21 protein-coding genes, 1 tRNA gene and 2 pseudogenes are annotated in these 23439 nt (G+C 55.9%); 16 read left to right on the plus strand and 8 right to left on the minus strand.

Annotated elements, in window-relative coordinates; translation table 11 throughout:
- Positions 1–25 precede the first annotated feature (25 nt).
- The 3 genes from xerC (AC07U6_RS19420) to AC07U6_RS19430 all read left to right on the plus strand — a co-directional run bounded on the left by xerC (AC07U6_RS19420) (position 26) and on the right by AC07U6_RS19430 (position 2865).
- Positions 26–1081: a site-specific tyrosine recombinase XerC gene (xerC, locus tag AC07U6_RS19420; protein ID WP_494764773.1), complete on the plus strand. Its 1056-nt coding sequence runs from the start codon at positions 26–28 to the stop codon at positions 1079–1081.
- A 1133-nt stretch (positions 1082–2214) separates the two neighbouring features.
- Positions 2215–2622 carry a tRNase toxin domain-containing protein gene (locus AC07U6_RS19425; RefSeq protein WP_494764775.1) on the plus strand — a complete coding sequence of 136 codons (408 nt, stop codon included), beginning with the start codon at positions 2215–2217 and terminating at the stop codon, positions 2620–2622.
- A 3-nt stretch (positions 2623–2625) separates the two neighbouring features.
- The gene (locus AC07U6_RS19430; protein WP_494764769.1) at positions 2626–2865 is read left to right on the plus strand and encodes a hypothetical protein; all 240 of its coding nucleotides are present in this window, start codon (positions 2626–2628) and stop codon (positions 2863–2865) included.
- Positions 2866–2903: 38 nt separating this feature from the next.
- Here AC07U6_RS19430 and AC07U6_RS19435 read toward each other — a convergent pair whose 3' ends face one another.
- Together AC07U6_RS19435 and AC07U6_RS19440 are read right to left on the minus strand one after the other, a co-directional pair.
- Complete coding sequence (locus AC07U6_RS19435; protein WP_494764770.1) at positions 2904–3266, minus strand: SymE family type I addiction module toxin; 363 nt, start codon at positions 3264–3266, stop codon at positions 2904–2906.
- A gap of 71 nt (positions 3267–3337) precedes the next feature.
- A complete protein-coding gene (locus AC07U6_RS19440; RefSeq protein ID WP_494764771.1) occupies positions 3338–3700 on the minus strand; it encodes a helix-turn-helix domain-containing protein in 363 nt (120 codons plus the stop codon).
- A 137-nt stretch (positions 3701–3837) separates the two neighbouring features.
- On the opposite strand from AC07U6_RS19440, the gene AC07U6_RS19445 reads away from it, so the two are divergent.
- The 4 genes and pseudogenes from AC07U6_RS19445 (at position 3838) to AC07U6_RS19460 (ending at position 10178) form a co-directional block, all read left to right on the plus strand.
- The gene (locus AC07U6_RS19445; protein WP_494764772.1) at positions 3838–6918 is read left to right on the plus strand and encodes a CHC2 zinc finger domain-containing protein; all 3081 of its coding nucleotides are present in this window, start codon (positions 3838–3840) and stop codon (positions 6916–6918) included.
- Positions 6919–6962: 44 nt separating this feature from the next.
- A complete protein-coding gene (xerC, locus tag AC07U6_RS19450; protein WP_494764773.1) occupies positions 6963–8018 on the plus strand; it encodes a site-specific tyrosine recombinase XerC in 1056 nt (351 codons plus the stop codon).
- A gap of 851 nt (positions 8019–8869) precedes the next feature.
- Positions 8870–9667, plus strand: a pseudogene (locus tag AC07U6_RS19455) (VENN motif pre-toxin domain-containing protein); the annotation flags it as partial.
- Position 9668: 1 nt separating this feature from the next.
- Entirely contained in the window at positions 9669–10178 is a 510-nt protein-coding gene (locus tag AC07U6_RS19460) for a DUF2247 family protein (RefSeq protein ID WP_494764774.1), read from the plus strand.
- A 40-nt stretch (positions 10179–10218) separates the two neighbouring features.
- Here AC07U6_RS19460 and AC07U6_RS19465 read toward each other — a convergent pair whose 3' ends face one another.
- Positions 10219–10605, minus strand: coding sequence for a SymE family type I addiction module toxin (locus AC07U6_RS19465; protein ID WP_494764776.1), 387 nt, complete (start codon positions 10603–10605; stop codon positions 10219–10221).
- A 98-nt stretch (positions 10606–10703) separates the two neighbouring features.
- On the opposite strand from AC07U6_RS19465, the gene AC07U6_RS19470 reads away from it, so the two are divergent.
- A complete protein-coding gene (locus AC07U6_RS19470; protein ID WP_494764830.1) occupies positions 10704–12503 on the plus strand; it encodes a VENN motif pre-toxin domain-containing protein in 1800 nt (599 codons plus the stop codon).
- Positions 12500–12847, plus strand: coding sequence for an immunity 8 family protein (locus tag AC07U6_RS19475; RefSeq protein ID WP_494761458.1), 348 nt, complete (start codon positions 12500–12502; stop codon positions 12845–12847). The genes AC07U6_RS19470 and AC07U6_RS19475 overlap by 4 nt, the downstream gene beginning before the upstream one ends.
- Before the next feature lie 49 nt (positions 12848–12896).
- Here the strand turns inward: AC07U6_RS19475 and AC07U6_RS19480 are convergent, their stop codons facing one another.
- Positions 12897–13277, minus strand: a complete 381-nt coding sequence (locus tag AC07U6_RS19480; protein WP_494764832.1) for a SymE family type I addiction module toxin — start codon at positions 13275–13277, stop codon at positions 12897–12899.
- Here AC07U6_RS19480 and AC07U6_RS19485 point away from each other — a divergent pair.
- Positions 13268–14248, plus strand: a complete 981-nt coding sequence (locus AC07U6_RS19485; RefSeq protein WP_494764831.1) for a VENN motif pre-toxin domain-containing protein — start codon at positions 13268–13270, stop codon at positions 14246–14248. The genes AC07U6_RS19480 and AC07U6_RS19485 overlap by 10 nt on opposite strands.
- Here AC07U6_RS19485 and AC07U6_RS19490 read toward each other — a convergent pair.
- Positions 14245–14427 (minus strand): hypothetical protein, encoded by a 183-nt coding sequence (locus AC07U6_RS19490; RefSeq protein WP_494764591.1) that lies wholly within the window; start codon positions 14425–14427, stop codon positions 14245–14247. The two genes, AC07U6_RS19485 and AC07U6_RS19490, sit on opposite strands and share 4 nt — an antisense overlap.
- Positions 14428–14523: 96 nt before the next feature.
- On the opposite strand from AC07U6_RS19490, the pseudogene AC07U6_RS19495 reads away from it, so the two are divergent.
- Positions 14524–15219: pseudogene (locus AC07U6_RS19495) on the plus strand (DUF4942 domain-containing protein); the annotation flags it as partial.
- A 102-nt stretch (positions 15220–15321) separates the two neighbouring features.
- On the opposite strand, the gene AC07U6_RS19500 reads toward AC07U6_RS19495, so the two are convergent.
- A tRNA-Ile gene (locus AC07U6_RS19500) sits at positions 15322–15397 on the minus strand.
- A gap of 660 nt (positions 15398–16057) precedes the next feature.
- Between AC07U6_RS19500 and AC07U6_RS19505 the strand changes: the two genes are divergently transcribed.
- From AC07U6_RS19505 to AC07U6_RS19520, 4 genes are all read left to right on the plus strand, one after another.
- Positions 16058–17449 (plus strand): MFS transporter, encoded by a 1392-nt coding sequence (locus AC07U6_RS19505; protein ID WP_494761460.1) that lies wholly within the window; start codon positions 16058–16060, stop codon positions 17447–17449.
- Between the two features lie 24 nt (positions 17450–17473).
- A complete protein-coding gene (locus AC07U6_RS19510; protein WP_494761461.1) occupies positions 17474–18538 on the plus strand; it encodes a LacI family DNA-binding transcriptional regulator in 1065 nt (354 codons plus the stop codon).
- The gene (locus tag AC07U6_RS19515; RefSeq protein WP_494761462.1) at positions 18535–19530 is read left to right on the plus strand and encodes a nucleoside hydrolase; all 996 of its coding nucleotides are present in this window, start codon (positions 18535–18537) and stop codon (positions 19528–19530) included. Before AC07U6_RS19510 ends, AC07U6_RS19515 begins: the two co-directional genes overlap by 4 nt.
- A gap of 295 nt (positions 19531–19825) precedes the next feature.
- Entirely contained in the window at positions 19826–21028 is a 1203-nt protein-coding gene (locus AC07U6_RS19520; RefSeq protein ID WP_494761463.1) for an MFS transporter, read from the plus strand.
- Between the two features lie 60 nt (positions 21029–21088).
- Here the strand turns inward: AC07U6_RS19520 and AC07U6_RS19525 are convergent, their stop codons facing one another.
- Both AC07U6_RS19525 and AC07U6_RS19530 read right to left on the minus strand, forming a co-directional pair.
- Positions 21089–21556 carry a YbaK/EbsC family protein gene (locus tag AC07U6_RS19525; RefSeq protein ID WP_494761464.1) on the minus strand — a complete coding sequence of 156 codons (468 nt, stop codon included), beginning with the start codon at positions 21554–21556 and terminating at the stop codon, positions 21089–21091.
- A 12-nt stretch (positions 21557–21568) separates the two neighbouring features.
- A complete protein-coding gene (locus AC07U6_RS19530) occupies positions 21569–22687 on the minus strand; it encodes a GGDEF domain-containing protein (RefSeq protein WP_494761465.1) in 1119 nt (372 codons plus the stop codon).
- 247 nt (positions 22688–22934) lie between these two features.
- Here AC07U6_RS19530 and AC07U6_RS19535 point away from each other — a divergent pair, with 247 nt between their 5' ends.
- Entirely contained in the window at positions 22935–23219 is a 285-nt protein-coding gene (locus AC07U6_RS19535; protein ID WP_494761466.1) for a DUF1435 domain-containing protein, read from the plus strand.
- Positions 23220–23439: the final 220 nt, after the last annotated feature.

A 23439-nucleotide genomic window follows, 5' to 3' on the forward strand; every position in this document is an offset into this window, starting at 1 on the left:
CCAGCCCTGACAATGGAGTGTCATTATGGCCAACCGAAAACCCGGCTCAAACTGCCTTCTTACCGTCGATGATATCTACCGCCAGCCGGTTGGCCCGGCGACTCATCCGAAGAGCCTGTATAACCTGCTGCTGCGGTTCGTGAAGTGGCGCAGGGAGCGTAACTGGTCGGAAACGACGCTGAAGGTGCAGACGCACCACAGCTATCGCTTTATCTGCTGGGCGGCAGAGCGGGGTATCAGCTATGCAACAGAAGTGACCCGGCCCACACTGGAGAGTTACCAGCGTTATCTGTACGGCTACAGAAAGACCAACGGTGAGCCGCTCTCCAGCCGGACGCAGCGCACCACGTTACAGCCGCTTCAGGTGTGGTTCTCGTGGATGGCGAAACAGGGGGTTGTTCTGGCAAATCCCGCCGCAGACCTGGAGCTGCCGAGGCTGGAGAAACGGTTACCGCGCACCATCCTGAGTGTGGAGCAGGTGGAAGATATCGTCAGCCTGTGCGACCTGAGCACGTTGCAGGGGCTGCGTGACCGGGCGCTGCTGGAGCTGCTGTGGTCCACGGGGATACGGCGGGGTGAGGTAGAAAAACTGGCGATATACAGCACGGACTTCAGCAGGAAAATACTCACCATCGTACAGGGCAAAGGGAAGTCTGACCGGGTTATCCCGGTGGGGGAGCGTGCGCTGTGGTGGCTGGAGCGCTACCTTGTTCACGCCAGGCCGGAAATCCTGGTCACGCCGGACTGTAAGGCGCTGTTCCTGGCAATGGACGGCGTGGCGGGGCTGACGGCGAACGGCATTACCGGTGCGGTGGTGCCGTATCTGCGTGCGGCGGGGATAGAAAAAGGGAGCTGTCACCTGTTCCGGCATGCGATGGCGACGCAGATGCTGGAGAACGGCGCGGACCTGCGGTGGATACAGGCGATGCTGGGTCACCGGAGCGTTGAATCCACACAGATATATACGCAGGTAAGCATAAGAGCGTTGCAGACGGTGCATGCGAGTACGCACCCGGCTGAGCAGCAGGAGAACCCGGAGCCGGATGCAGCAGCGGAGCCACCGGACGACCCGCTGAGTTAGCCGGTTCCCTGTGAGTGCGGTTGTTCCGTGCACGGCAGAGCGCCGCGTCCGTGCGGCGATCTGCCTTCATCGTGTCCTGTATGCGCGGGGGTAAACGGTCGCCCGGCCAGCGTTAAGCGGTGGTGCTCTCTGGTCGTGAGCGGCTGGCCGTTCGTCCGTTCAACATAATGTGCGGGTATTATGCGCAGCCGTCCCGTTCATCTTGTCAGCCAGTCCCGCCGTTGATGGGCGGGCCGTCTTCGCACAATACACATTATGTCTGGCGCCCCCGCGTTGTGATGTGGGGTGGGGCCGCCCTCCCTGGCGGCGGAGGCTTCTCAGTTGTCTGCCAGAACCCGCTTCAGCTTCTTCACCGTCTTCAGTACAGGCAATAAGGTTGTCGGCCTGGCGGCCTCCGCTGAAGGGCTTTATGCCCGCCCGGCTGCGTCTGTCTGCGGCGGGTCGCAGTCGTTCCTCCTTGCTCCTTCCCGCCTCGTCAGCTTCCGCTCCCGCCCCGGTTCAGTGTGGTCATGCAAAATCAAAACCCGGTCATACAGGTGTGCCACAGGGTGCCGTTCCGGCCCCTGCGGGCCTCGCCAGCCCGCGCCCGGCAGGCACTTCGTCGGTCACAGCAGGCTGTGATCTCCTCAGCGCCCCGGCACAACCGGTAATGACAGCCGGTTCAGTGCTGTTAAAATGCACGGGTGCAGGCGTGATGCCACGGCGGGGCGGTAGCGTGTCCGGGGCAAAAAAGCGTGTCGGGGCAAAAAGTGACGGTTCCGAAAATGCATCATGAAAAACCGGTTGTAACCTGCTGAGTGTACAGGGAAAACTGTTGTACGCAGTAGGAATGGATGCCGGAGCGCATTGTTGTTGAGAATAACTTCCTGCTCTCGTTGCTGATGCCACCACCACCGGTTGCAGGGCAGACAACACCGCAGACGGAAGCAAATGCGGCCATCGCGCAGAAACTGGATGCAGCGGTGAAAGAGTTTGGTGAACAGCAGGTGAAACAGTGCCTGTCCGGTGGAGCCTGTCCGGGAGTGGTGGCAACTGCGCTGTTAGCCATCAGTGCGATGACGGATAACGGTGATGATAAGGCTGCCAGCGCGCCGAATGTTGGACAGAGTCTGACGGATAAAGAGAAGGCTGAACTGGGTGGAGCCGGTTCCGGAACCCCGGGTGGTTGGGGGCCTGAGGATGAGGAAGGTGCGCGGAATAAAGAGCATGCTCAGAACGATAACTTTGATCGTTTCAAAAAGGACGATCTCGTTTCTTCAGCCAATAAGCCAATTAATGAACAAGGTTTATCTGCGGCGGCGAGAGCGTGGGAAAAACATGCAGGTCGGTCCGGTGGCGTTTTTGAACCATTAAAAGGTAATCCAGTACAAAAAAGTGAAGCAGCGAATCAGTTTGTGAATGAAGTTTTAAATAACAAAGGCACTGTGAAAACGGACCTTTCCAGAGGCGGCGTAGAATACAGACTCCCTAATGGCAAAGGAATACGCTACAATTCAGATGGTTCATTTTCTGGTTTCTTAGATCCTAAAAAGCCGAGATAAAATATGAATGACAGTTTTGATATAACTTTCTTCAGCGATTCTAATTATGAAGAACTTACAGCAGAGATCTCTTACAAGGGGCAGATACTTTGCCAACTAAACAAAGATAAAGGTCCTGAAAATATTGAGATCGAGTTTTTCTCAGATGCCAGAATACTAGCTGAACAGAATGCAATGAAGTTTAGTCTGAATAGCTTTTTACAAATATTAGCAGAGGCAACTGAAGAACTGAAAGTATCCTAGTGAGCATAAAATCCCGCCCTTATCAGGCGGGATCTTCTCTATTTCAGCTCACGTGCATGATACCCGCTGTTGCGCGTAAACTTCGGCACGTCACAGGTGCTCTGTAGCGTCCCCGGAAACGCCCTAAGCCACTGCGCCACCTTCCTGCGGTTAATCGGCACAACGCTTAAGCCCTGGATGCAGCCCCACAGCTCGCGGGTGTTCTGAGTGGTGATCACGATGCAGTCCGGCATCACCCGGATCTTTATCGGCATCCCGTGCAAAAATCCCGCCTGTTCCAGCCACTCGCCGCGTAGAAACAGCCCGTGATGCAGGGCGCTGCTGTGAAACTCACAGCGGGTAAAAGCCGGTTGCTTTACTTCAGTTGTGCGGGGTTCTGACTTACAATCCCGTTTAGCCATGATCAACTCCTTACTAGTTGGTGGTGGTCAGCGGCGGGGGTGAGGTGCGAACTCATACCTGCCGCGTTCTGTTAACGCCTGCTATTAAATCCTATTGCCTGTTCAACCATCGACTTCTTGACAAAACTGTCCAGTACGGTGATCAGTGCCTGTTGATCCGAATCCGGTAACAGATCCGCCTTCTGCCACAGGGCATGCAGCATATGGTTGCGGATCTTCACCTCTTCCGAAACAGGCTTCCGGCCAACCAGTTCATCCAGCGTCACCTGTAAGACATCGGCAATCTTAATCACCGTATCCAGGTGAGGTGCTGTTGCGGCCTTCTCCCAGCGGTTATAGGCGCGGGGATCAACGCCTAACAGTTCTGCCAGACGTACCTGGCTGAGGTTGCGGGCTTCGCGCAACAGGCGAAGGCGCTCTGCAAATGCTGACATATCCATACCTGCACACAATGAATTAATGGCGCTCATTGTACGTCCTCCTTTTTAGCTGCCTGTTGCAAATCAAATAATATATAGATAATGTAATCTACACAAGTGTCTATTGACGTGATTTTGACAGGAGTTGTGATATGCCCCGCATCCCGCAGAAGGAACTGGATGAGCTAAAGCGCAGCGTGTCGTTAGCGGCTGTTGCTGAATCGCAGGGCCATCAGCTGCGTAAACAGGGGCGTGACCTGGTGCTGCTGTGTCCGTTCCATCAGGAGAAAACCCCCTCGCTGGTGATCAGCCCGGACAAAAACCTGTTCCACTGCTTCGGCTGTGGCGCGGCAGGGTCAGTGGTGGACTGGATGATGAAGACGGAAAACTTCTCCCTGCCGAAAGCGGTGCTGCGGCTGCGTGCGTTCGCTGGTTCTGCTGCTGCCTCTTCTTCAGCCGCCGCCGTTCCTGCTCCTTCGCCGCCGGTCCGTCAGACGCTTACCGACCTGGATGATGACGGCCAGGCGCTGCTGCATCAGGTGACGGACTGGTATCACCGCAACCTGCTGAACAGCCCGGACGCGCTGGTCTGGCTGGAAAAACGCGGGCTGAATCATCCCGAACTGGTCAGCCACTTTACGCTCGGCTTCGCCGGGGCGCACGGCGTGGCGGGGGCGCTGCCGTCACCGGATGCAAAAGAGGGAAAACGGCTCCGCGCCCGGCTGGTGCAGCTGGGCGTGCTGCGTGAATCCACACGGCAGGACCACTTCCGGGGCTGTCTGGTGGTGCCGGTTGTGGGCTGGTCAGAGAGTTACGATCCGGCATCACGTGGCCGGGTGTTGCAGCTGTACGGGCGGCGGACGCTGGTTGAAAGTCAGATTAAAAAAGGGTCGGCCAGACATCTTTACCTGCCGTCACCGCTGGCGGGGGTCTGGAATGAAGCGGCGCTGAAAGCCTCCTCCGATATCATCCTGTGCGAAGCGCTAATCGATGCGATGACCTTCTGGTGCGCGGGCTGGCGCAATGTTATCGCGGCATTCGGGGTGAACGGCTTTACCGGCGGGCATCTGGCGGCGTTGCAGTACCACGGGGTAAAGCGGGTGCTGATCGCCTTTGACCGGGACGAGGCCGGGGACCGGGGGGCAGAGGCTGTTGCCGGGGAGTTGCAGCAGGCGGGTATCGACGCCTGGCGGGTGCGCTTCCCGCAGGGGCTGGATGCGAACGCGTATGCGGTGAAGAGCGGTAACGCTGAATCTGCGCTGGGGCTGGCGCTGGAGCAGGCTGTGCGGATGGCGGTTCCGGTTCAGCCTGTTCCTTCCGGAGTGTCTGCCAGCGATGCCGGTGCTGCGCGGGAAGTTGTGCCCGGAAGCGGCACAACCCCTTCCTCTTTAGCCGCCTTACCGGCCCCACAGGCGGGGCATCAGCCAGCTGCAAGCGCCGTCCTCGCCTGCGAGGTGACGCCAGGCGGCGAGCTGTTGTTACGTTCCGGGCCACGCGTGTGGCGGGTGCGGGGCTGGCAGAAGAACGCGCTGCCGGAGGTGATGAAGGTAAACGTGCAGGTGCTGGATGAAAGTACCGGCGCGTTCCACGTGGACAGCTTCGATATGTATCACGCGAAGCAGCGGCAGGGGTATGTGAATACGGCGGCGTCAGAGCTGGAATGTGAGCTGTCGGTAATCAAGCGTGAATGTGGCCGGGTGTTACTGGCACTGGAGCAACAGCAGGACAGGCAGCGTCAGGTAGCCGAAACGGCACAGGCTTCCGGGGCGGTAACGGTATCGGGCGAGGATGAACAGGCCGCGCTTGAACTGCTGAAGTCACCGGAGCTGGCCGAACGGATAGTGAATGACCTTGCCGCCTGTGGCGTGGTGGGTGAAGCGACCAACCTGTTAACCGGTTATCTGGCGGCGACATCACGCAAGCTGGATAAGCCGTTAGCGGTGCTTATCCAGTCTTCCAGCGCTGCCGGGAAAAGCAGCCTGATGGATGCAGTGCTGGGGCTGATACCGGAGGAAGAGCGGGTGCAGTACTCGGCAATGACCGGGCAGAGCCTGTACTACCTGGGGGAAACCTCGCTGCAGCACAAGATACTGGCGATAGCGGAAGAGGAAGGAGTACGTCAGGCGGCGTATGCGCTGAAGCTGTTGCAGAGTGACGGTGAGCTGAAAATCGCCTCGACCGGCAAGGATGAATCCTCGGGTGAGCTGGTGACGCGGGAGTACCGGGTACAGGGGCCGGTGATGCTGATGCTGACCACCACGGCATCAGATGTGGATGAAGAGCTGCTGAACCGCTGCCTAGTGCTGACGGTAAACGAGAGCCGGGAGCAGACGCAGGCGATACACGCGCTTCAGCGGCACAATCAGACGCTGGCCGGGCTGCTGGCGGTGAGTGAAAAAGGTTACGTCACGAAACTGCACCAGAATGCGCAGCGGCTGCTGCGGCCGCTGAAGGTGGTGAACCCGTATGCGGAACGGCTGACGTTCCTGAGTGATAAAACGCGCACGCGGCGTGACCATATGAAGTACCTGACGTTAATCCAGGCGGTGGCGCTGCTGCACCAGTACCAGCGGGCGGTGAGGCGGGTACAGCATCGCGGGCAGTGGCTGGAGTATATCGAAGTTGAGAAGAGCGATATCGCGCTGGCCAATAAGCTGGCACATGAAGTGCTGGGGCGGACGCTGGACGAGATGCCGCCGCAGACACGGAAGTTACTGGTGCTGCTGAAGGAAATGGTCGCCGGGCTGGCCGCCTCGCAGAACTGCCAGCCGTGCGAGGTGCGCTTCACGCGGCGGGACGTGCGGACGGTGCTGGCCTGGGGTGATACGCAGCTGAAAATCCACCTGGCACGGCTGGCTGAAATGGAATACCTGGTGCTGTACCGGCACGGCTTAACCTATGAGTATACGCTGCTGTGGGACGGCGGCAGCGGTGAAGAAGCGCATCTGTGCGGCCTGCTGGACGTGGCCGAAGCAGAAGCCGCCGCGACGGATGACAAGGGCAGTGCGTTCCGGTCGGGGTCTGAGGCTGACCGGTCGGATATGACAGGCTCTCAGTCGGCCCCTGGTCGGGATGCGGTCGGTGGTTGGTCGGGCAGCATAAAAGTGGCCTCAGAACAGGCAGGAGAAGGCCGGAAGCCGGAACCAGTCGGGCTGAACGGAAACGCAGTAATAAAGGGAAAAAATAAAACTGTGCTGCCGCCTTCGCCCCCGTTATCCGGATCCTCTTCTTAGCTGTCTGCCGCAGACAGCACCAGCCCTGACAATGGAGTGTCATTATGGCCAACCGAAAACCCGGCTCAAACTGCCTTCTTACCGTCGATGATATCTACCGCCAGCCGGTTGGCCCGGCGACTCATCCGAAGAGCCTGTATAACCTGCTGCTGCGGTTCGTGAAGTGGCGCAGGGAGCGTAACTGGTCGGAAACGACGCTGAAGGTGCAGACGCACCACAGCTATCGCTTTATCTGCTGGGCGGCAGAGCGGGGTATCAGCTATGCAACAGAAGTGACCCGGCCCACACTGGAGAGTTACCAGCGTTATCTGTACGGCTACAGAAAGACCAACGGTGAGCCGCTCTCCAGCCGGACGCAGCGCACCACGTTACAGCCGCTTCAGGTGTGGTTCTCGTGGATGGCGAAACAGGGGGTTGTTCTGGCAAATCCCGCCGCAGACCTGGAGCTGCCGAGGCTGGAGAAACGGTTACCGCGCACCATCCTGAGTGTGGAGCAGGTGGAAGATATCGTCAGCCTGTGCGACCTGAGCACGTTGCAGGGGCTGCGTGACCGGGCGCTGCTGGAGCTGCTGTGGTCCACGGGGATACGGCGGGGTGAGGTAGAAAAACTGGCGATATACAGCACGGACTTCAGCAGGAAAATACTCACCATCGTACAGGGCAAAGGGAAGTCTGACCGGGTTATCCCGGTGGGGGAGCGTGCGCTGTGGTGGCTGGAGCGCTACCTTGTTCACGCCAGGCCGGAAATCCTGGTCACGCCGGACTGTAAGGCGCTGTTCCTGGCAATGGACGGCGTGGCGGGGCTGACGGCGAACGGCATTACCGGTGCGGTGGTGCCGTATCTGCGTGCGGCGGGGATAGAAAAAGGGAGCTGTCACCTGTTCCGGCATGCGATGGCGACGCAGATGCTGGAGAACGGCGCGGACCTGCGGTGGATACAGGCGATGCTGGGTCACCGGAGCGTTGAATCCACACAGATATATACGCAGGTAAGCATAAGAGCGTTGCAGACGGTGCATGCGAGTACGCACCCGGCTGAGCAGCAGGAGAACCCGGAGCCGGATGCAGCAGCGGAGCCACCGGACGACCCGCTGAGTTAGCCGGTTCCCTGTGAGTGCGGTTGTTCCGTGCACGGCAGAGCGCCGCGTCCGTGCGGCGATCTGCCTTCATCGTGTCCTGTATGCGCGGGGGTAAACGGTCGCCCGGCCAGCGTTAAGCGGTGGTGCTCTCTGGTCGTGAGCGGCTGGCCGTTCGTCCGTTCAACATAATGTGCGGGTATTATGCGCAGCCGTCCCGTTCATCTTGTCAGCCAGTCCCGCCGTTGATGGGCGGGCCGTCTTCGCACAATACACATTATGTCTGGCGCCCCCGCGTTGTGATGTGGGGTGGGGCCGCCCTCCCTGGCGGGGGAGGCTTCTCAGTTGTCTGCCAGAACCCGCTTCAGCTTCTTCACCGTCTTCAGTACAGGCAATAAGGGTGTCGGCCTGGCGGCCTCCGCTGAAGGGCTTTATGCCCGCCCGGCTGCGTCTGTCTGCGGCGGGTCGCAGTCGTTCCTCCTTGCTCCTTCCCGCCTCGTCAGCTTCCGCTCCCGCCCCGGTTCAGTGTGGTCATGCAAAATCAAAACCCGGTCATACAGGTGTGCCACAGGGTGCCGTTCCGGCCCCTGCGGGCCTCGCCAGCCCGCGCCCGGCAGGCACTTCGTCGGTCACAGCAGGCTGTGATCTCCTCAGCGCCCCGGCACAACCGGTAATGACAGCCGGTTCAGTGCTGTTAAAATGCACGGGTGCAGGCGTGATGCCACGGCGGGGCGGTAGCGTGTCCGGGGCAAAAAAGCGTGTCGGGGCAAAAAGTGACGGTTCCGAAAATGCATCATGAAAAACCGGTTGTAACCTGCTGAGTGTACAGGGAAAACTGTTGTACGCAGTAGGAATGGATGCCGGAGCGCATTGTTGTGGAGAATAACTATCTGAGCCATGAACAACAGGCTCAGAAAGATAAAGAAATCGCAGCATGTCAGACCTTGGCCTGTAAAGCTGGCGCGCAGGCGAAATGGACGGCGATAGACCTGGGGCAGGACGGCAGCTTTGCGGCGGGTATGGTGGCCGGGGTGCCGGCAGGGCTGTACGATACGATAGACAGCATCGTGAAAACGGCCAGCAATCCGCAGGAAACCTATGACGCCCTGAAATCGCTGTTTAACAGCGGTGACGTGCTGGGTAATGTCTCGGATGCGGTGAAGCAGTCTTATATAGATCGCATTGATCGGATGGAAGCGGAATACCAGAAAGCCGGGGCCAGCGGTTCATTTAATGCGGGCGTTGAAGGCGGTAAGCTGGTAACGGATATCGCCGGGCTTCTGGCTGGCGGTGCAGGGGCTGCTAAAGGTGGTGCGGTACTGACGGAGAAAGTGGTCGCGAAGACCACTGGTATGGTGGAAACAGCATTAAAATCTTCGGTTGTTAATAAAATTCTGGAATCAGACCGAATCGGCAGTGGGCTAAAACCAGACCCTACTCATAGAGGTGCAAGTTATCTGAGCCGTGAGCAATTGATGGATGGAAAAGTTTTTACTATCAAAGGCGGTGATGGTATAGAAAGAAAATTACTGCAAGCTGAAGGCTCCTTTAATGATAAGAAAGGTATATTTGAATATATCTATGATAATAAAGGAAATGTAACACACCAAAGATTTATTGAAGGTGGCAACATTACCGGTATTCCTAACCAACGACCACCGAAGGTAAAATGACATGAATTTATATCCAATACCTTTTGATTTTATTGATAAAAGTGCTCATCTTTCATGGTGTGATATAAAATGGGGTTGTGAAAATAACCTCATTATCTCAGACGTGCCAATAAAAAAAGCAGAAAAAAATGTATTAACAGGAAGTTATACCAATCCTGAGCTTGAATTATCATTCGTTATACCTGGTGAAGTAAATCACGTATCTCCTTTTTTAAAGGAATTATGTTCAGAACTTGAGCTAAAAGATGATCTGATGACCAAAAAAAAGTGGCTATTTATTGTTCTGAGCTGGCTCTGGAATAATCGTAATAGTTTTGAAGATCCATTAGCTGAAGTTGAGATCATTTATGCTGATTTTGATTATCCATCAGAAATAGAAGGTTTTATTAAATATATGCCTCCTTCTGATGGATATGACCCATCAAAGCACTCTCAGATGGAAAATATTAATCATTTAATGGATAAGTGGAAAAACTATTTAGAAAAGGAATCGGCTGTATTTAAGAGTTAGATAAATCCCGGCCTTCGCGCCGGGATTTTTACTTTAACGGTCAGTTACCGCCTCGCCTCTTCGGCTTCGCCATCACCTGAATCACGTCCATCAGCTCATGCTGCTTACGGGCCGAGAGCTTGGGGCAGAGCTGGCGCAGCGCCTGTATCACCTCCGGCTCCGGTGGTGGTACTTCCGCCGTCAGCACCAGACAGCCGCTCATCACCCGCACATTAACCGGCGTCCCGGTTGCAAATCCCGCCACTTCCAGCCAGCCACCTTTAAGCATAATACTGGCCGATGGCCGGAAATGCTTCGAATCCCGGATATAACCCACGGTATAACGGCGGTTTTTTAGCTCCGGCGCCGACAGCTTACAGACCTTCCTCAGCGTCTGCATAATCTCCGGTTCGGGCGGCGCTGCCGGTTCGCATACCGTCAGTATCAGACAGTCTGGACACCGGTACGCTGGGCTGGAGCGATATCGACAACCGGGCGGACTTCAGCACGGAGCACAGCGGCGGTTCGCTGAGTTCCGGTGGCCCGGTGGGCAAAGACCTGCTGACCGGTATGGCCGGTGGAATGCTGTCCGGCGCGAACAACAGCGGCCATGCGGAAGGCACCACGCAGGCCGCGATCAGCGACGGTCAGCTGACTATCCGCGACGGGGAGCATCAGCAGCAGGATCTCGCGGAGCTGAACCGGGACGTGGAGCACGCTAACGACGGCAGTATCAGTGCGATCTTTAACAAAGAGAAAGAGCAGAAACGCCTGAAGGAAGCGCAGCTGATCGGTGAGCTGGGCATGCAGGCGATGGATATTGCGCGGACGCAGGGAGAGATAGCGGCGCTGGAGGCGCAGAAAGATCCGGCGAAGCTGGCGGCAGCGCGGGCGGAGCTGGAGAGTAAACATAAGCCCGGCGACGGAAACATCACCGACGCAGCGGTGGCACAGCAGGCGTATAACAATGCGCAGGCGGAGTGGGGCACCGGCAGTAACGTGCAGAAGGCGATGCAGGCGGTGACGGGAGCGCTGACGGCGCTGGCAGGGAATAACCTGGCGGGCGCGCTGGCGAGCGGTGCCTCGCCGTATCTGGCTACGGAAATCAAGAAACGCATCGGCGAGGACAACGCTGTCGCCAATGCGATGGCACACGCGGTACTGGGTGCCGTTACCGCCGAACTGAATAACCAGTCAGCGCTGGCCGGTGGCGTAGGTGCAGGCGGCGGTGAGCTGACGGCCCGGTTCATTATGGAGAAGCTGTTCCCGGGTAAAAAGCCGTCGGAGCTGAGTGAAAGCGAGAAGCAGCAGGTCAGCGGCCTGAGCCAGCTTGCGGCGGGAATTGCAGGCGGAGTGGCATCAGGGGATATCGCCGGAGCGGTAACCGGTGGTCAGGCTGGTAAGAATGCGACTGAGAATAATGCGCTGTCCTCCCAGGATGAGAAACAGCGGCAGGATGCGAAGTGGTCGTTACCGTATCTGGAAGGGGAAAAGAAACAGCAGACAGAGAAGCTGGTAAGCGATCTGAATGCGAAAGATAAGGCATTCGATGCGAAGCTGAACGCGGCCTGTCAGGGGTTATCATCAGCAGCCTGCCAGGGAATGCGTCAGGAACTGGCGGCGATGGCAAAAAGCTATGACGAAAAACTCGACGGGCAGTATATCGGCACAATGGGTACGGTATACAAGGAAGGTAAAGGCCAAGTTGACGCTCTGATGTGGCAGTATGCCACGGCGGATGCGAAAGCGGAGCGTGAAGCGAACGTAAACCGGATTGCTGAAAACTGGGGGGTAAGCAAGGAAACAGCAGACAACCTCTATACCGCGATGGCTGGCATTCATACCACGGCGGCGATTGGTGGGGCTGTTTATGGGATGAAGGGCATAACTGAGCCTTCAGCCTCATCAGTGAAACCTGCCACACCCAATAAAGGTAACTCGCTGACAGAAACGAAACCCTCTAGCGGAGCGGAGAATGCGGCGACTTATCCAAAGCTGAAAGATGATTTCAGACAACAGAATTTGAATAATCTCGCGAAGCAGGATCCTCGACTGGCAGAAGCCGTTAAAGGCAGCGGGACATCTAATCCGAATTTCTCAGTTGGGATGGGAACTGCGTCTGAAGCTGATATGTTAGGAAAAATATGGGTTGGTGACGGTGGCAAGTTAGTTGCTAACCAAAAGAAATGTCCTGGTTGTTGGACTAGTGCTGATGGTTCCCTTATTTATCGGCCACCATCACCTAAGAAAAGTCAATTTGCAACAACTGGAGTTCAGGCCAACTTCCAAATACTAGATAAATCAGGAGTGGTGATTAGTAATGGTCACCTTAATATCACCAAATGAAAGCCGAATTAAAAGCTTTATGGTCAGATAGTTATCTATTAGAAAATTATCGGCCTGATGAATGCGATAATTTCTCAGTTTGGGTAGAATTATCTATAGGGACCTATAAGGAAGAGGGCGCTGACTATTTTCGCTTGCACGTTTGCACCCCCGAATGGTTTTGCAAACACCACTGGTTGCCGGAACTAATGCGCCATACGCTTCTGGTACGTAAATATGATCTGGATGAGATAACGAAAACCATCACGGATTATATTGACCGGTGTGAAGGTGAAGACTGGGAGGAAATAGCACAAAAACTCTCCCGCGTCTTTGCCTGGGAATATGAAGACTACCAGCCTTAAATAACATCAAATCCCGGCCACCAAGCCGGGATTTTACTCTATACACCAGTCAGTTACCGGTTCTGCTCTGCGGCCTGCTGATCACCTCAATCAGCTCCGTCACCTGCCGCTGCTTGCGGGCGGAAAGCTTGGGGCAGAGCTGTCGCAGCGCCTGTATCACCTCCGGCTCCGGTGGCGGTACTTCCGCCTTCAGCACCAGACAGACGCTCATCACCCGCACATTAACCGGCGTCCCGGTCGCAAATCCCGCCACTTCCAGCCAGCCACCTTTAAGCGTAATACTGGCCGATGGCCGGAAATGCTTCGAATCCCGGATATAACCCACGGTATAACGGCGGTTTTTTAGCTCCGGCGCCGACAGCTTACAGACCTTCCTGAGTGTCTGCATAATCTCCGGTTCGGGCGGCGCTGCCGGTTCGCGTGCCGTCAGTATCAGACAGTCTGGACACCGGTACGCTGGGCTGGAGCGATATCGACAACCGGGCGGATTTCAGCGCGGAGCACAGCGGCGGTTCGCTGAGTTCCGGTGGCCCGGTGGGCAAAGATCTGCTGACCGGTATGGCCGGTGGAATGCTGTCCGGCGCGAACAACAGCGGCCATGCGGAAGGCACCACGCAGGCCGCGATCGGCGACGGTCAGCTGACTATCCGCGACGGGGAGCATCAGCAGCAGGATCTCGCGGAGCTGAACCGGGACGTGGAGCACGCTAACGACGGCAGTATCAGTGCGATCTTTAACAAAGAGAAAGAGCAGAAACGCCTGAAGGAAGCGCAGCTGATCGGTGAGCTGGGCATGCAGGCGATGGATATTGCGCGGACGCAGGGAGAGATAGCGGCGCTGGAGGCGCAGAAAGATCCGGCGAAGCTGGCGGCAGCGCGGGCGGAGCTGGAGAGTAAACATAAGCCCGGCGACGGAAACATCACCGCCGCAGCGGTGGCACAGCAGGCGTATAACAATGCGCAGGCGGAGTGGGGCACCGGCAGTAACGTGCAGAAGGCGATGCAGGCGGTGACGGGAGCGCTGACGGCGCTGGCAGGGAATAACCTGGCGGGCGCACTGGCGAGCGGTGCCTCGCCGTATCTGGCTACGGAAATCAAGAAACGCATCGGCGAGGACAACGCTGTCGCCAATGCGATGGCACACGCGGTACTGGGTGCCGTTACCGCCGAACTGAATAACCAGTCAGCGCTGGCCGGTGGCGTGGGTGCAGGCGGCGGTGAGCTGACGGCCCGGTTCATTATGGAGAAGCTGTTCCCGGGTAAAAAGCCGTCGGAGCTGAGTGAAAGCGAGAAGCAGCAGGCCAGCGGTCTGAGCCAGCTTGCGGCGGGAATTGCAGGCGGAGTGGCATCAGGGAACTATAGCCCTATGATGCAATTGGTGAGTGATATCTTGCCAGATTAACGGGCGAGGCCGACGGCTTTCGCCTGTGCCTGATTTTGTTTCAGTTGCTGCTCAATTTTTTGCACAGAAACACCGGTTTCGATTGCGGTTGAGCTGGCAACGGCGCGATAGATTTGAGTTTTAGTGATCTGGCTATGTGCTGATTTTTTTGTCATGTGGAAAGCCTCGTTTTGCTGCATTGATTCTAGTTCGGATAGGGGGAGCTCGCAAGGCTGTTATTTGTTGGTCGTTTGGACTGACCCCGCCCCGGTAGACGATCCTGCCATTTCACTGGACTGACCTCAGAAATTGGCGGTGGTACAGCGCAAGACTGGGCGATGAAGTCCGGGCACCGCTACGATAGCTGGCTGACTGAAAAGGCTGATAAAGCAATGCCTGCCGTCACCCGCAATATAGATCGCAGTATCTGGCGCGATTTGATGCTGAAGTCCGGCATGATGGCCTTGATGGATGCTCAGGCTCGCGACCAGTGGCATAAGAACCTGGAGGAGGGGGGCCTTCCTGCTATCAGCGAGGCGAATATTCTCAGCGCCTTTGAGCAGTTACATCTGAATAAAATGGATGTCTTTGAACGTGGCATCATCAACGAGTTCAAAGGTCTGTCGTGGGATTATAAAACCAATAGTCCCTGTAGCTTTGGTAAAAAGATCATCGTCAACAATCTGGTTACGCATAACCGCTGGGGATTTAGTCTGAACTGGGGCTGGCGTCGGGATCAACTGGCGGATCTGGAGCGAATGCTGTTTCTGCTGGATGGTAAACCCATCCCTGACAACCGGGGTGATATCTCTACCCGATTGATGGAGCATATTCGTGATAATCCGGCTAAGGACGTTTACGAAGATGAGTTATTCAGAATTTGTTACTTTAAGAAGGGAACCGCACACATCACTTTTAAGCGGTACGATCTGACAGAAAAGATGAATGATATCGTGGCGAAGCACTATCCGGGGATGCTGGCAGCGAGATGAAGAGGGCAGGGAGGTAATTCCTTATCTGGCCCATTACCTGACCCAAATTGCATCCAAAGAAAAAGGAGTCAGACGATTTTTCATCTAACTCCTTGTTTTATTTGGTGGCCCCTGCTGGACTTGAACCAGCGACCAAGCGATTATGAGTCGCCTGCTCTAACCACTGAGCTAAGGGGCCTGAGGCGCAGGATTATAATGGAACTGCGCGCAGCGATCCAGCGTTTACCATTTGTATGTCTATTTTCCAGGCAAACTACGATAGCCCGGAACTGGTTGAATTACAGACAGTTTAAGCACGATGAGAGAACGATCCCCCTATGCTTAACCTGTACAACGCGTTTCCATAAATCTTCCTGACCTTCATTTTTCCGCAATATTTTCCCGTTAAAAATCGGGCTGCGCTATTCGGCCAGGTAGAAAACGTTGCGCCTCTGCCGGGTTTTAATGCGATAGAAAAAGTTGAATTTTTAACCTGTTTTATCCCCTTGATTTTATTTGTAATTCCATTGGTTTTTCGTGATGAATATCAAGATTAATTAATGAGTTAATCCTGCTATCTTGATTTATCTACACGCGTAGATAGAATGCGTGTTGAGAGAAAATTCACGGCGTGGGAAATCCGGCTGCCACATGAAGGTCAATTTTGTTTCGCGTTACTTATATTACTGGTTGTTTTTAAACCGGCGAGCGCGGAGCGAAAAACATGTTCCAACACCAGGGAACCCGTTACCGATCTTTACGACAGGGCTTTTTGTTCTTCTCTCCCGACCGTGTTTTTTCCTCATGCAGGAAGCTCACGGCAGGGGCCTTAAATGGATTTTCAAATCAGGATTTGTTGATGTCTCAAACTAATAGCGTAACGGGTGTTGATTCATCGGCATCCACAGCAGCGGCCGATGAACGTTTAACCACCGCGGAAGGTCGTAAGGATTTTTGGCGAGCGACCCTGTCATGCTGGCTGGGTACCGCGATGGAGTATGCTGACTTCGCGCTATACGGGTTGGCTGCCGGTATTATCTTTGGCGATGTCTTTTTCCCCGAAGCCAGCCCCTCAATGGCGCTGCTTTCCAGCTTCGCGACCTGGTCGGTTGGCTTTATCGCCCGCCCCATCGGTGCGCTGTTCTTCGGCTGGCTGGGCGACCGCCGTGGCCGAAAAATCGTCATGGTCTCCACCATTATTCTGATGGGGGTTTCCACTACCCTGATCGGCCTGATCCCTTCTTATGCTTCCATCGGACTGTGGGCACCCGCCTGCCTGGTGATCCTGCGCTTTACTCAGGGTTTCGGAGCCGGGGCGGAGCTTTCCGGCGGCACGGTGATGCTCGGTGAATATGCCCCGGCGCAGCGGCGTGGGCTGGTGTCCTCAATTATTGCACTCGGTTCCAACAGCGGCACGCTGGTTGCATCGCTGGTGTGGCTGGCGGTGGTGCAGATGGATCAGCAGTCGCTACAGGAGTGGGGCTGGCGTATTCCTTTCCTGTGCAGTTCGCTGATTGCACTGGTGGCGTTGTGGATACGCCGTCATCTGCGTGAAACGCCGGTGTTCGAACGCCAGAAACAGGCACTACAGCAGCAGCGCTCGCGGGTGAAAAGCACATCGGCAACCACCGAAAACCGTGGATTCTGGCAGCGCAGCCGTGCTTTTCTGGTGATGGTCGGCCTGCGAATTGGTGAAAACGGCCCCTCGTATCTGGCTCAGGGGTTTATTATTGGCTACGTGGTGAAAGTGCTGGCCGTAGATAAATCCGTGGCGACGACCGCCGTGTTTATTGCCTCGCTGCTTGGCTTCCTGATTATTCCACTGGCGGGCTGGCTGTCGGACCGCTTTGGCCGCCGGATTACCTATCGCTGCTTCTGTCTGCTGCTGATCCTCTATGCTTTCCCGGCCTTTATGCTGCTGGATTCCCGCGAGCCTACCGTGGTGATTGCCACCATCGTCACCGGGATGGGGCTGGCGTCGCTGGGGATTTTTGGCGTACAGGCGGCGTGGGGAGTAGAGTTGTTCGGCGTCACGCATCGCTATACGAAAATGGCCACGGCGAAAGAACTGGGATCGATTCTCTCCGGTGGTACCGCGCCGCTGGTGGCTGCGGCGCTGCTCTCCTGGACCGGGCACTGGTGGCCGATTGCCACCTACTTTGCGGCAATGGCGGCGATTGGGCTGGCGACAACGTTTGTTGCACCGGAAACGCGCGGGCGCGATCTTAACGATCCCAACGACGCAATTTAACGACGAAATAAGGATAGCGGCTGAATGGCAGTAAATAATCTGACGAAGTCGGCGGCCGCAAAGCAAAACCCTCATCGTGCCACGCGTGCCGATGTTGCCAGAGAAGCCGGAACCTCGGTGGCGGTGGTCAGCTACGTGATCAATAACGGCCCGCGCCCGGTAGCGGCGACTACGCGCGAACGCGTTTTGGCGGCGATTAAGAAAACCGGCTATCGCCCCAATAATGTGGCGCGGGCGCTGGCTTCCGGCAACACCAAAACCTGGGGCCTGATCGTGCCGAATATTGATAACGCCTTTATCGCTTCGCTGGCCCATGCGCTTCAGCAGGAGGCGCTGGCCAACGATATGGTGATGCTGTTAGGCGATTCGGGTGACAGCCGCAGGCGCGAGCTGCAGCTGATTAATAATATGCTCAGCCAGCAGGTCAGCGGGCTGTTTTATATCAGCGTGGATCGCCACCCTTACACCGATTTACTGCAGGCCAGCGGCACGCCGTTTGTGATGCTGGACAGTGTCGATCCGGCACTGCAGGTCAGCGTGCTGCGGGTGGATGAGCGGGAAACTTCCCGCCAGGTGACCGCCCATCTGTTAAGCCATGGCTACGGCGAGGTGGGGATTATCTGCGGTCCGCTGGAGAGACTGAATACCCAGGAGCGCCTGCTCGGCTGGCGGGAAGCGCTGGCAGAGCACGGTGTGCAGGAACGTCCGCAGTGGATTTTTAGCACGCCCTACACCCGCGAAGGAGGCTATCTGGCGGCAAAAAAAATGTTACAGGGGGCTACGGTGCCGCGTGCGCTGTTTGCCACCAATGAAGCGCAGGCGATTGGCTGTATCCGCGCGATGAGCGAGCAGGGGCTGAAGGTGCCGGAGGATGTGGCGCTGGTCTGTTTCAACGGCACGCAGCAGTCGGCCTATCACGTGCCTTCGCTGACCACCGTACGGCAGCCGGTGGCCGAGATAGCTAAAGCGGCGATCGTCATGCTGGCAGAATGGAACGGTAAAGCCATGCTGCGCGAGTTTTCCCACCGACTGGAGATTGGTGAATCCTGTGGCTGCAAGGCTGCCCGTCATTCCGATAGCGAGTTATGAAAAGATTAATTATTGACTGCGATCCCGGCAACGGGATTGCCGGAGCCAATGTAGACGACGGGCTGGCGATAGCACTGGCGCTGGCGGCTCCGTCGCTTTCACTGGAGCTGATCACGACGGTGGCGGGAAATACCCCCAGCGAGGTGGGATACAGCGTGGCGAAAGATTTGATGCAGCGCACCGGCAGGTCGGTGCCGGTGGTAAAAGGAGCCGACAGGGCGCTGTATGAACCTGCCGGGCCGTGGCGCGAAGTGCTGGATCGCCGGGTGCACAGTAATCAACTGGGGCATCTGTGGCAGGGGGTACGCCAGCCGGCCAGCTTCGAACCGACACAGCAGGAGGCAGCGGATGCGATCGGCCAGCTGATTTGCGACAACCCGGGTGAAATTACCCTTGTGGCGATCGGGCCGCTGACCAACGTTGCACTTGCACTCCAGCGCTATCCACAGATGGCGCAGGCGGTGCAGGAGATTGCCATTATGGGCGGGGTGTTCGCGCTGGATGATTTTATTAAGGACACCAACTTCGGTATCGATCCAGAGGCGGCGCATCAGGTGCTGGCCAGCGGCGCGAATATCACGCTGGTGCCGATGGACGTCACCAGCCAAACGATGATGACCCACGGCGATCTGGATCGCATTGCCCTGCTGCCGGGGCCGCTGGCCGAATTTGTCAGCGAAACACTGCGGCCGTGGATTGATTACTCAATGCAGACCCGTTGCCTGCCGGGCTGCTGGATACACGATGCGCTGGTGGTCGCCTGGCTGATCAATCAGGATGTTGCCCGTGTGGCGGATTACTACGTCGATGTTGAACTGCGTCCGGGCATGACGCGCGGGAAATCCTGGCGTTATCGCCTGCCGCTGCGGCTGGATGTGGGGATCGGTCAGCCGGAAGGAGGGTTGATCCACGTGTTGCAGTCAGTGGATAACGATCTGCTGTTAGCGATGCTGGAGACGTATCTGGCGACGGCACAACCTGAAATTTCCTGAATCGATGAAAGCGTAAGGTTGATGCAGCATGGTCTTTCGATCGCACCAGATCGAGGCCGATGCATCAGCGTCTTCTTACTGTTAACGAGCAGGGGAGTGCACGCTCTTTATCTTCCTGTGTCATAAGCCTGTACCTGGCACTGATTCGACGATTACCTGCCTAATAATTACTCACGCAACAAACTGAAACTTCCGCTTACACCCTGATGATAAGCCTGACAAAAGGGTTCCCTTGGGCTTGTTGTTCACATGCTATAAACAAATAAATAACAAATATCCCCTACAGGACATTTCCATGCTTAACTGGACTTCTACCCAGCGCAATGTGGCGTTCGCCAGCTTTGCCAGCTGGACGCTGGATGCATTCGACTTTTTTATTCTGGTTTTTGTGCTGAGCGATATTGCCGCCAATTTCCACACCGAAATTTCCGATGTCTCACTGGCAATCATGCTGACGCTGGCGGTCAGGCCGATTGGTGCACTGCTCTTTGGCCGCCTGGCGGAAAAATACGGGCGACGCCCGATCCTGATGACCAACATCATTATCTTCTCGCTGTTTGAGCTGCTTTCCGCCTGGTCGCCGACGCTGGAGTGGTTCCTGATCTTCCGCGTGATTTACGGCGTGGCGATGGGCGGCGTGTGGGGCGTAGCCTCTTCGCTGGCGATGGAATCCATCCCCGATCGCTCGCGCGGTCTGATGTCCGGGGTGTTTCAGGCGGGCTATCCCTGTGGCTATCTGCTGGCGTCAATCATCTTTGGCCTGTGTTACAGCCTGGTGGGATGGCGCGGGATGTTCCTGATTGGCGTGTTGCCGATCCTGTTGTTGCCGTTTATCTATTTTAAAGTACCGGAGTCGCCGGTGTGGCTGGCCGCCCGCGAACGTAAGGAGAGCGCGGCGCTGATGCCGGTGCTGCGCAGTCACTGGAAGCTGTGCATCTATCTGGTGCTGCTGATGGCCTGTTTTAACTTCTTCAGCCACGGTACCCAGGATCTCTATCCAACTTTTCTGAAGGTCCAGCACGGCTTCGATCCGCATACCGTCAGCATTATTGCCATCTGCTACAACATTGCGGCAATGCTGGGCGGTATATTCTTCGGTTCACTGTCGGAGAAAATCGGCCGTAAGAAGGCGATGATGATCGCGGCTTTCCTTGCGCTACCGGTGCTGCCGCTGTGGGCGTTTTCCAGCGGCTCGTGGATGATTGGCTGTGGCGCGTTCCTGATGCAGTTTATGGTGCAGGGCGCGTGGGGCGTGGTGCCGACTTATCTGACTGAACTGGTGCCGGCCAATGCCCGTGCGGTGCTGCCGGGATTTGTCTATCAGTTAGGGAATCTGATTGCGTCAGTGAACGCGACGCTGCAATCAAAAATTGCTGAAGCGCACGGTAATAACTACGGGCTGGCGATGGCGATTGTTGCTGGGACTGTGGCAGTCCTGATCTGCCTGTTTGTTGCCTTTAGTCGGGAAACGCGGGGCGTGAAAATATCGGGCGAATAGCGGTGGGTAGTGGTTGTTAACAAAAACCAGGGCGACAGCCGTTCAGGCTGTCGTCGTAGATCACTCAGGCTGCTGGCAGACATCAACCCATTCGGCGTTGGTCAGGGTGGCCATATACTCTGGCGCGATGCGCACCGCGCTGTGGATGGCACCCGCTGCGGGTAACACTTCCGGATAGTCGCGGAGTGAAATGTCACAGTAGACGGTGAGCGGATTTTCCAGACCAAACGGGCAGACGCCGCCAACAGGATGGCCGGTCCAGCTCACCACTTCTTCGCCGTTTAGCATGCGGGCTTTAGCTCCCAGAGCCTGCTTAAGCTTGCGGTTATCCAGCCGCGCATCGCCACGTGTCACGACCAGCACCACGCGATCTTTCACTTTCAGCGACAGGGTTTTGGCAATCTGCCCCGGTTCAACCTGATGGGCCCGGGCAGCCAGATCGACGGTGGCGGTACTCTCTTCCAGTTCGATAATGGCAATTTCAGGTGCGCGCTCGGCAAAAAACTGCCGTACGGATTCCAGACTCATGTTAATTCTCCTTTATTTTCCACCGGTAAATACATTCTGAGGCTCGGCGGCCTGTGGCTGGGTGCTGTTCATCAGATCCTGCCAGGACAGCAGCATATTGCGCCCCTGATTTTTGGCCAGATACAGCGCCCGGTCGGCATTGGTCAGCGCGGTGTTAAAATCGTCACCTTCCAGTGGGGCAATACCGGCGCTGAGGGTGACGTGGGTCGATACCTTATCGTTAAAGCGGTGGGATATCTCCAGATTAACGACGTACTGACGAATGCGCTCCGCCAGCTGCATGGCGATGGTTTCATTGACGTTGGTCAGCAGCACCAGAAACTCTTCGCCGCCAAAGCGGGTAACGACATCCCGCGATCGTACCGCATCGCGGATGGCGGCAGAAACGTGTATTAACGCCCGATCGCCCATGGTATGGCCGTAGTTGTCGTTGTAGGCCTTGAAATTGTCGATATCCAGCAGCAGGACAAAGTGACTGCCCGAGTGTTTTTCAAGAATGCTTTGCAGGCGGTTATGCAGACCTCGGCGGTTATATAAGCCGGTGAGCGGGTCCAGCATGCTGAGATCGTTGTAGGACTCTTTTTCTGCGTAAAGCTGGCTGAGCAGACGACGGGTGAAATTATCCAGCCGCCGCAGCATCAGGTGATGAAGGGTAAAGCCGACCAGCGGCAGCGTGATGGTAAACAGCATTAACAGCATATTGCGGCCACCATCAAGGATCAGCACGGTCGCGGCGGTCGGCAGGGCGTGCAGGCAAAACGCCAGCAGATGATCCCCTAACGCAATGGCACTAATAAAGAAGACACTGACCAGGGCAACCAGCAGGTAATTATCGGCGATATAGAATTGATAATGATAGTGGGAGAATATATGCCACGCCCAGAGTAGGCCGGTAAATAAAGCCACACTATTCAGGCGCTGTATTTGTGCCGCAGGATTAATTAGCAACCTTGCTAGCAATGCCACACTGAATATCGCAATAAGTAACGTGGGGGCACAGGCCGTGAGTGGCGTGTGGCTGGTGGCGCGAAGCGACAAAAATAAAGCAGTAACAATATTTAAAAAAAGAAATAACATTAACGACAGGCGACGCTTGCTGCTAAGCAATTCATCATAGATTTTAGTTTGCATTTTATATACTCGTGACTGCTCTGGAATATCAAAGCACGGCTTGCTGCAGGTGGCAGATGCTTATCAACTGGAATAGTTTAGAGATGTTATTATTTGATTTTTCTGAATTGAGATCGGAGTCAATCTAACATTTATCGACCAGGCTGTCATCCGCCGGAATAAAGTTTCAACAATGTTGCTGCAAAGTGATAAAAACTATCATATGATATTAGTAATCATTATCATTTAAAATTGTGTGGACACAGCTATGGTAGCCGCAATGATCACTGCGTGTGGACTATGGGGGATAAGCTGGATGATGGGTAAAAGACTTGATAGCGGCTGGGGCGTGCTGCTGCCCTGCACGGTTATGCCACTGATGGCGATGATGGAACTGTCATTTACCGAATGGCGGATGCTGATGGTGGTGGCCTTTCTGGCAACCGTGGTGATGCTGTTTCACAAGCGTTTGCGTCACTATATGCTGTTGCCGTTGTGTATTGCGCTGGCGGGTGGGCTGGCCGCGATTACCGTTAACTTCAGTGCGCAATAAGCCGATAATAAGCACTATCAGGGATAATGGATATATCAATACAGACGTTCAGGACGAGTGATAATAAAACGAATAATACCGGGAGTGAATGACATACTGCTGGGGAAAAGTGCTGGGTGTCTTTCAGAAGGAAGTCATCAACATGGTGCGAAGAGAGGGACTTGAACCCTCACGTCCGTAAGAACACTAACACCTGAAGCTAGCGCGTCTACCAATTCCG

The organism is Erwinia sp. GW821-FHT03D09 (genome assembly GCF_059420805.1).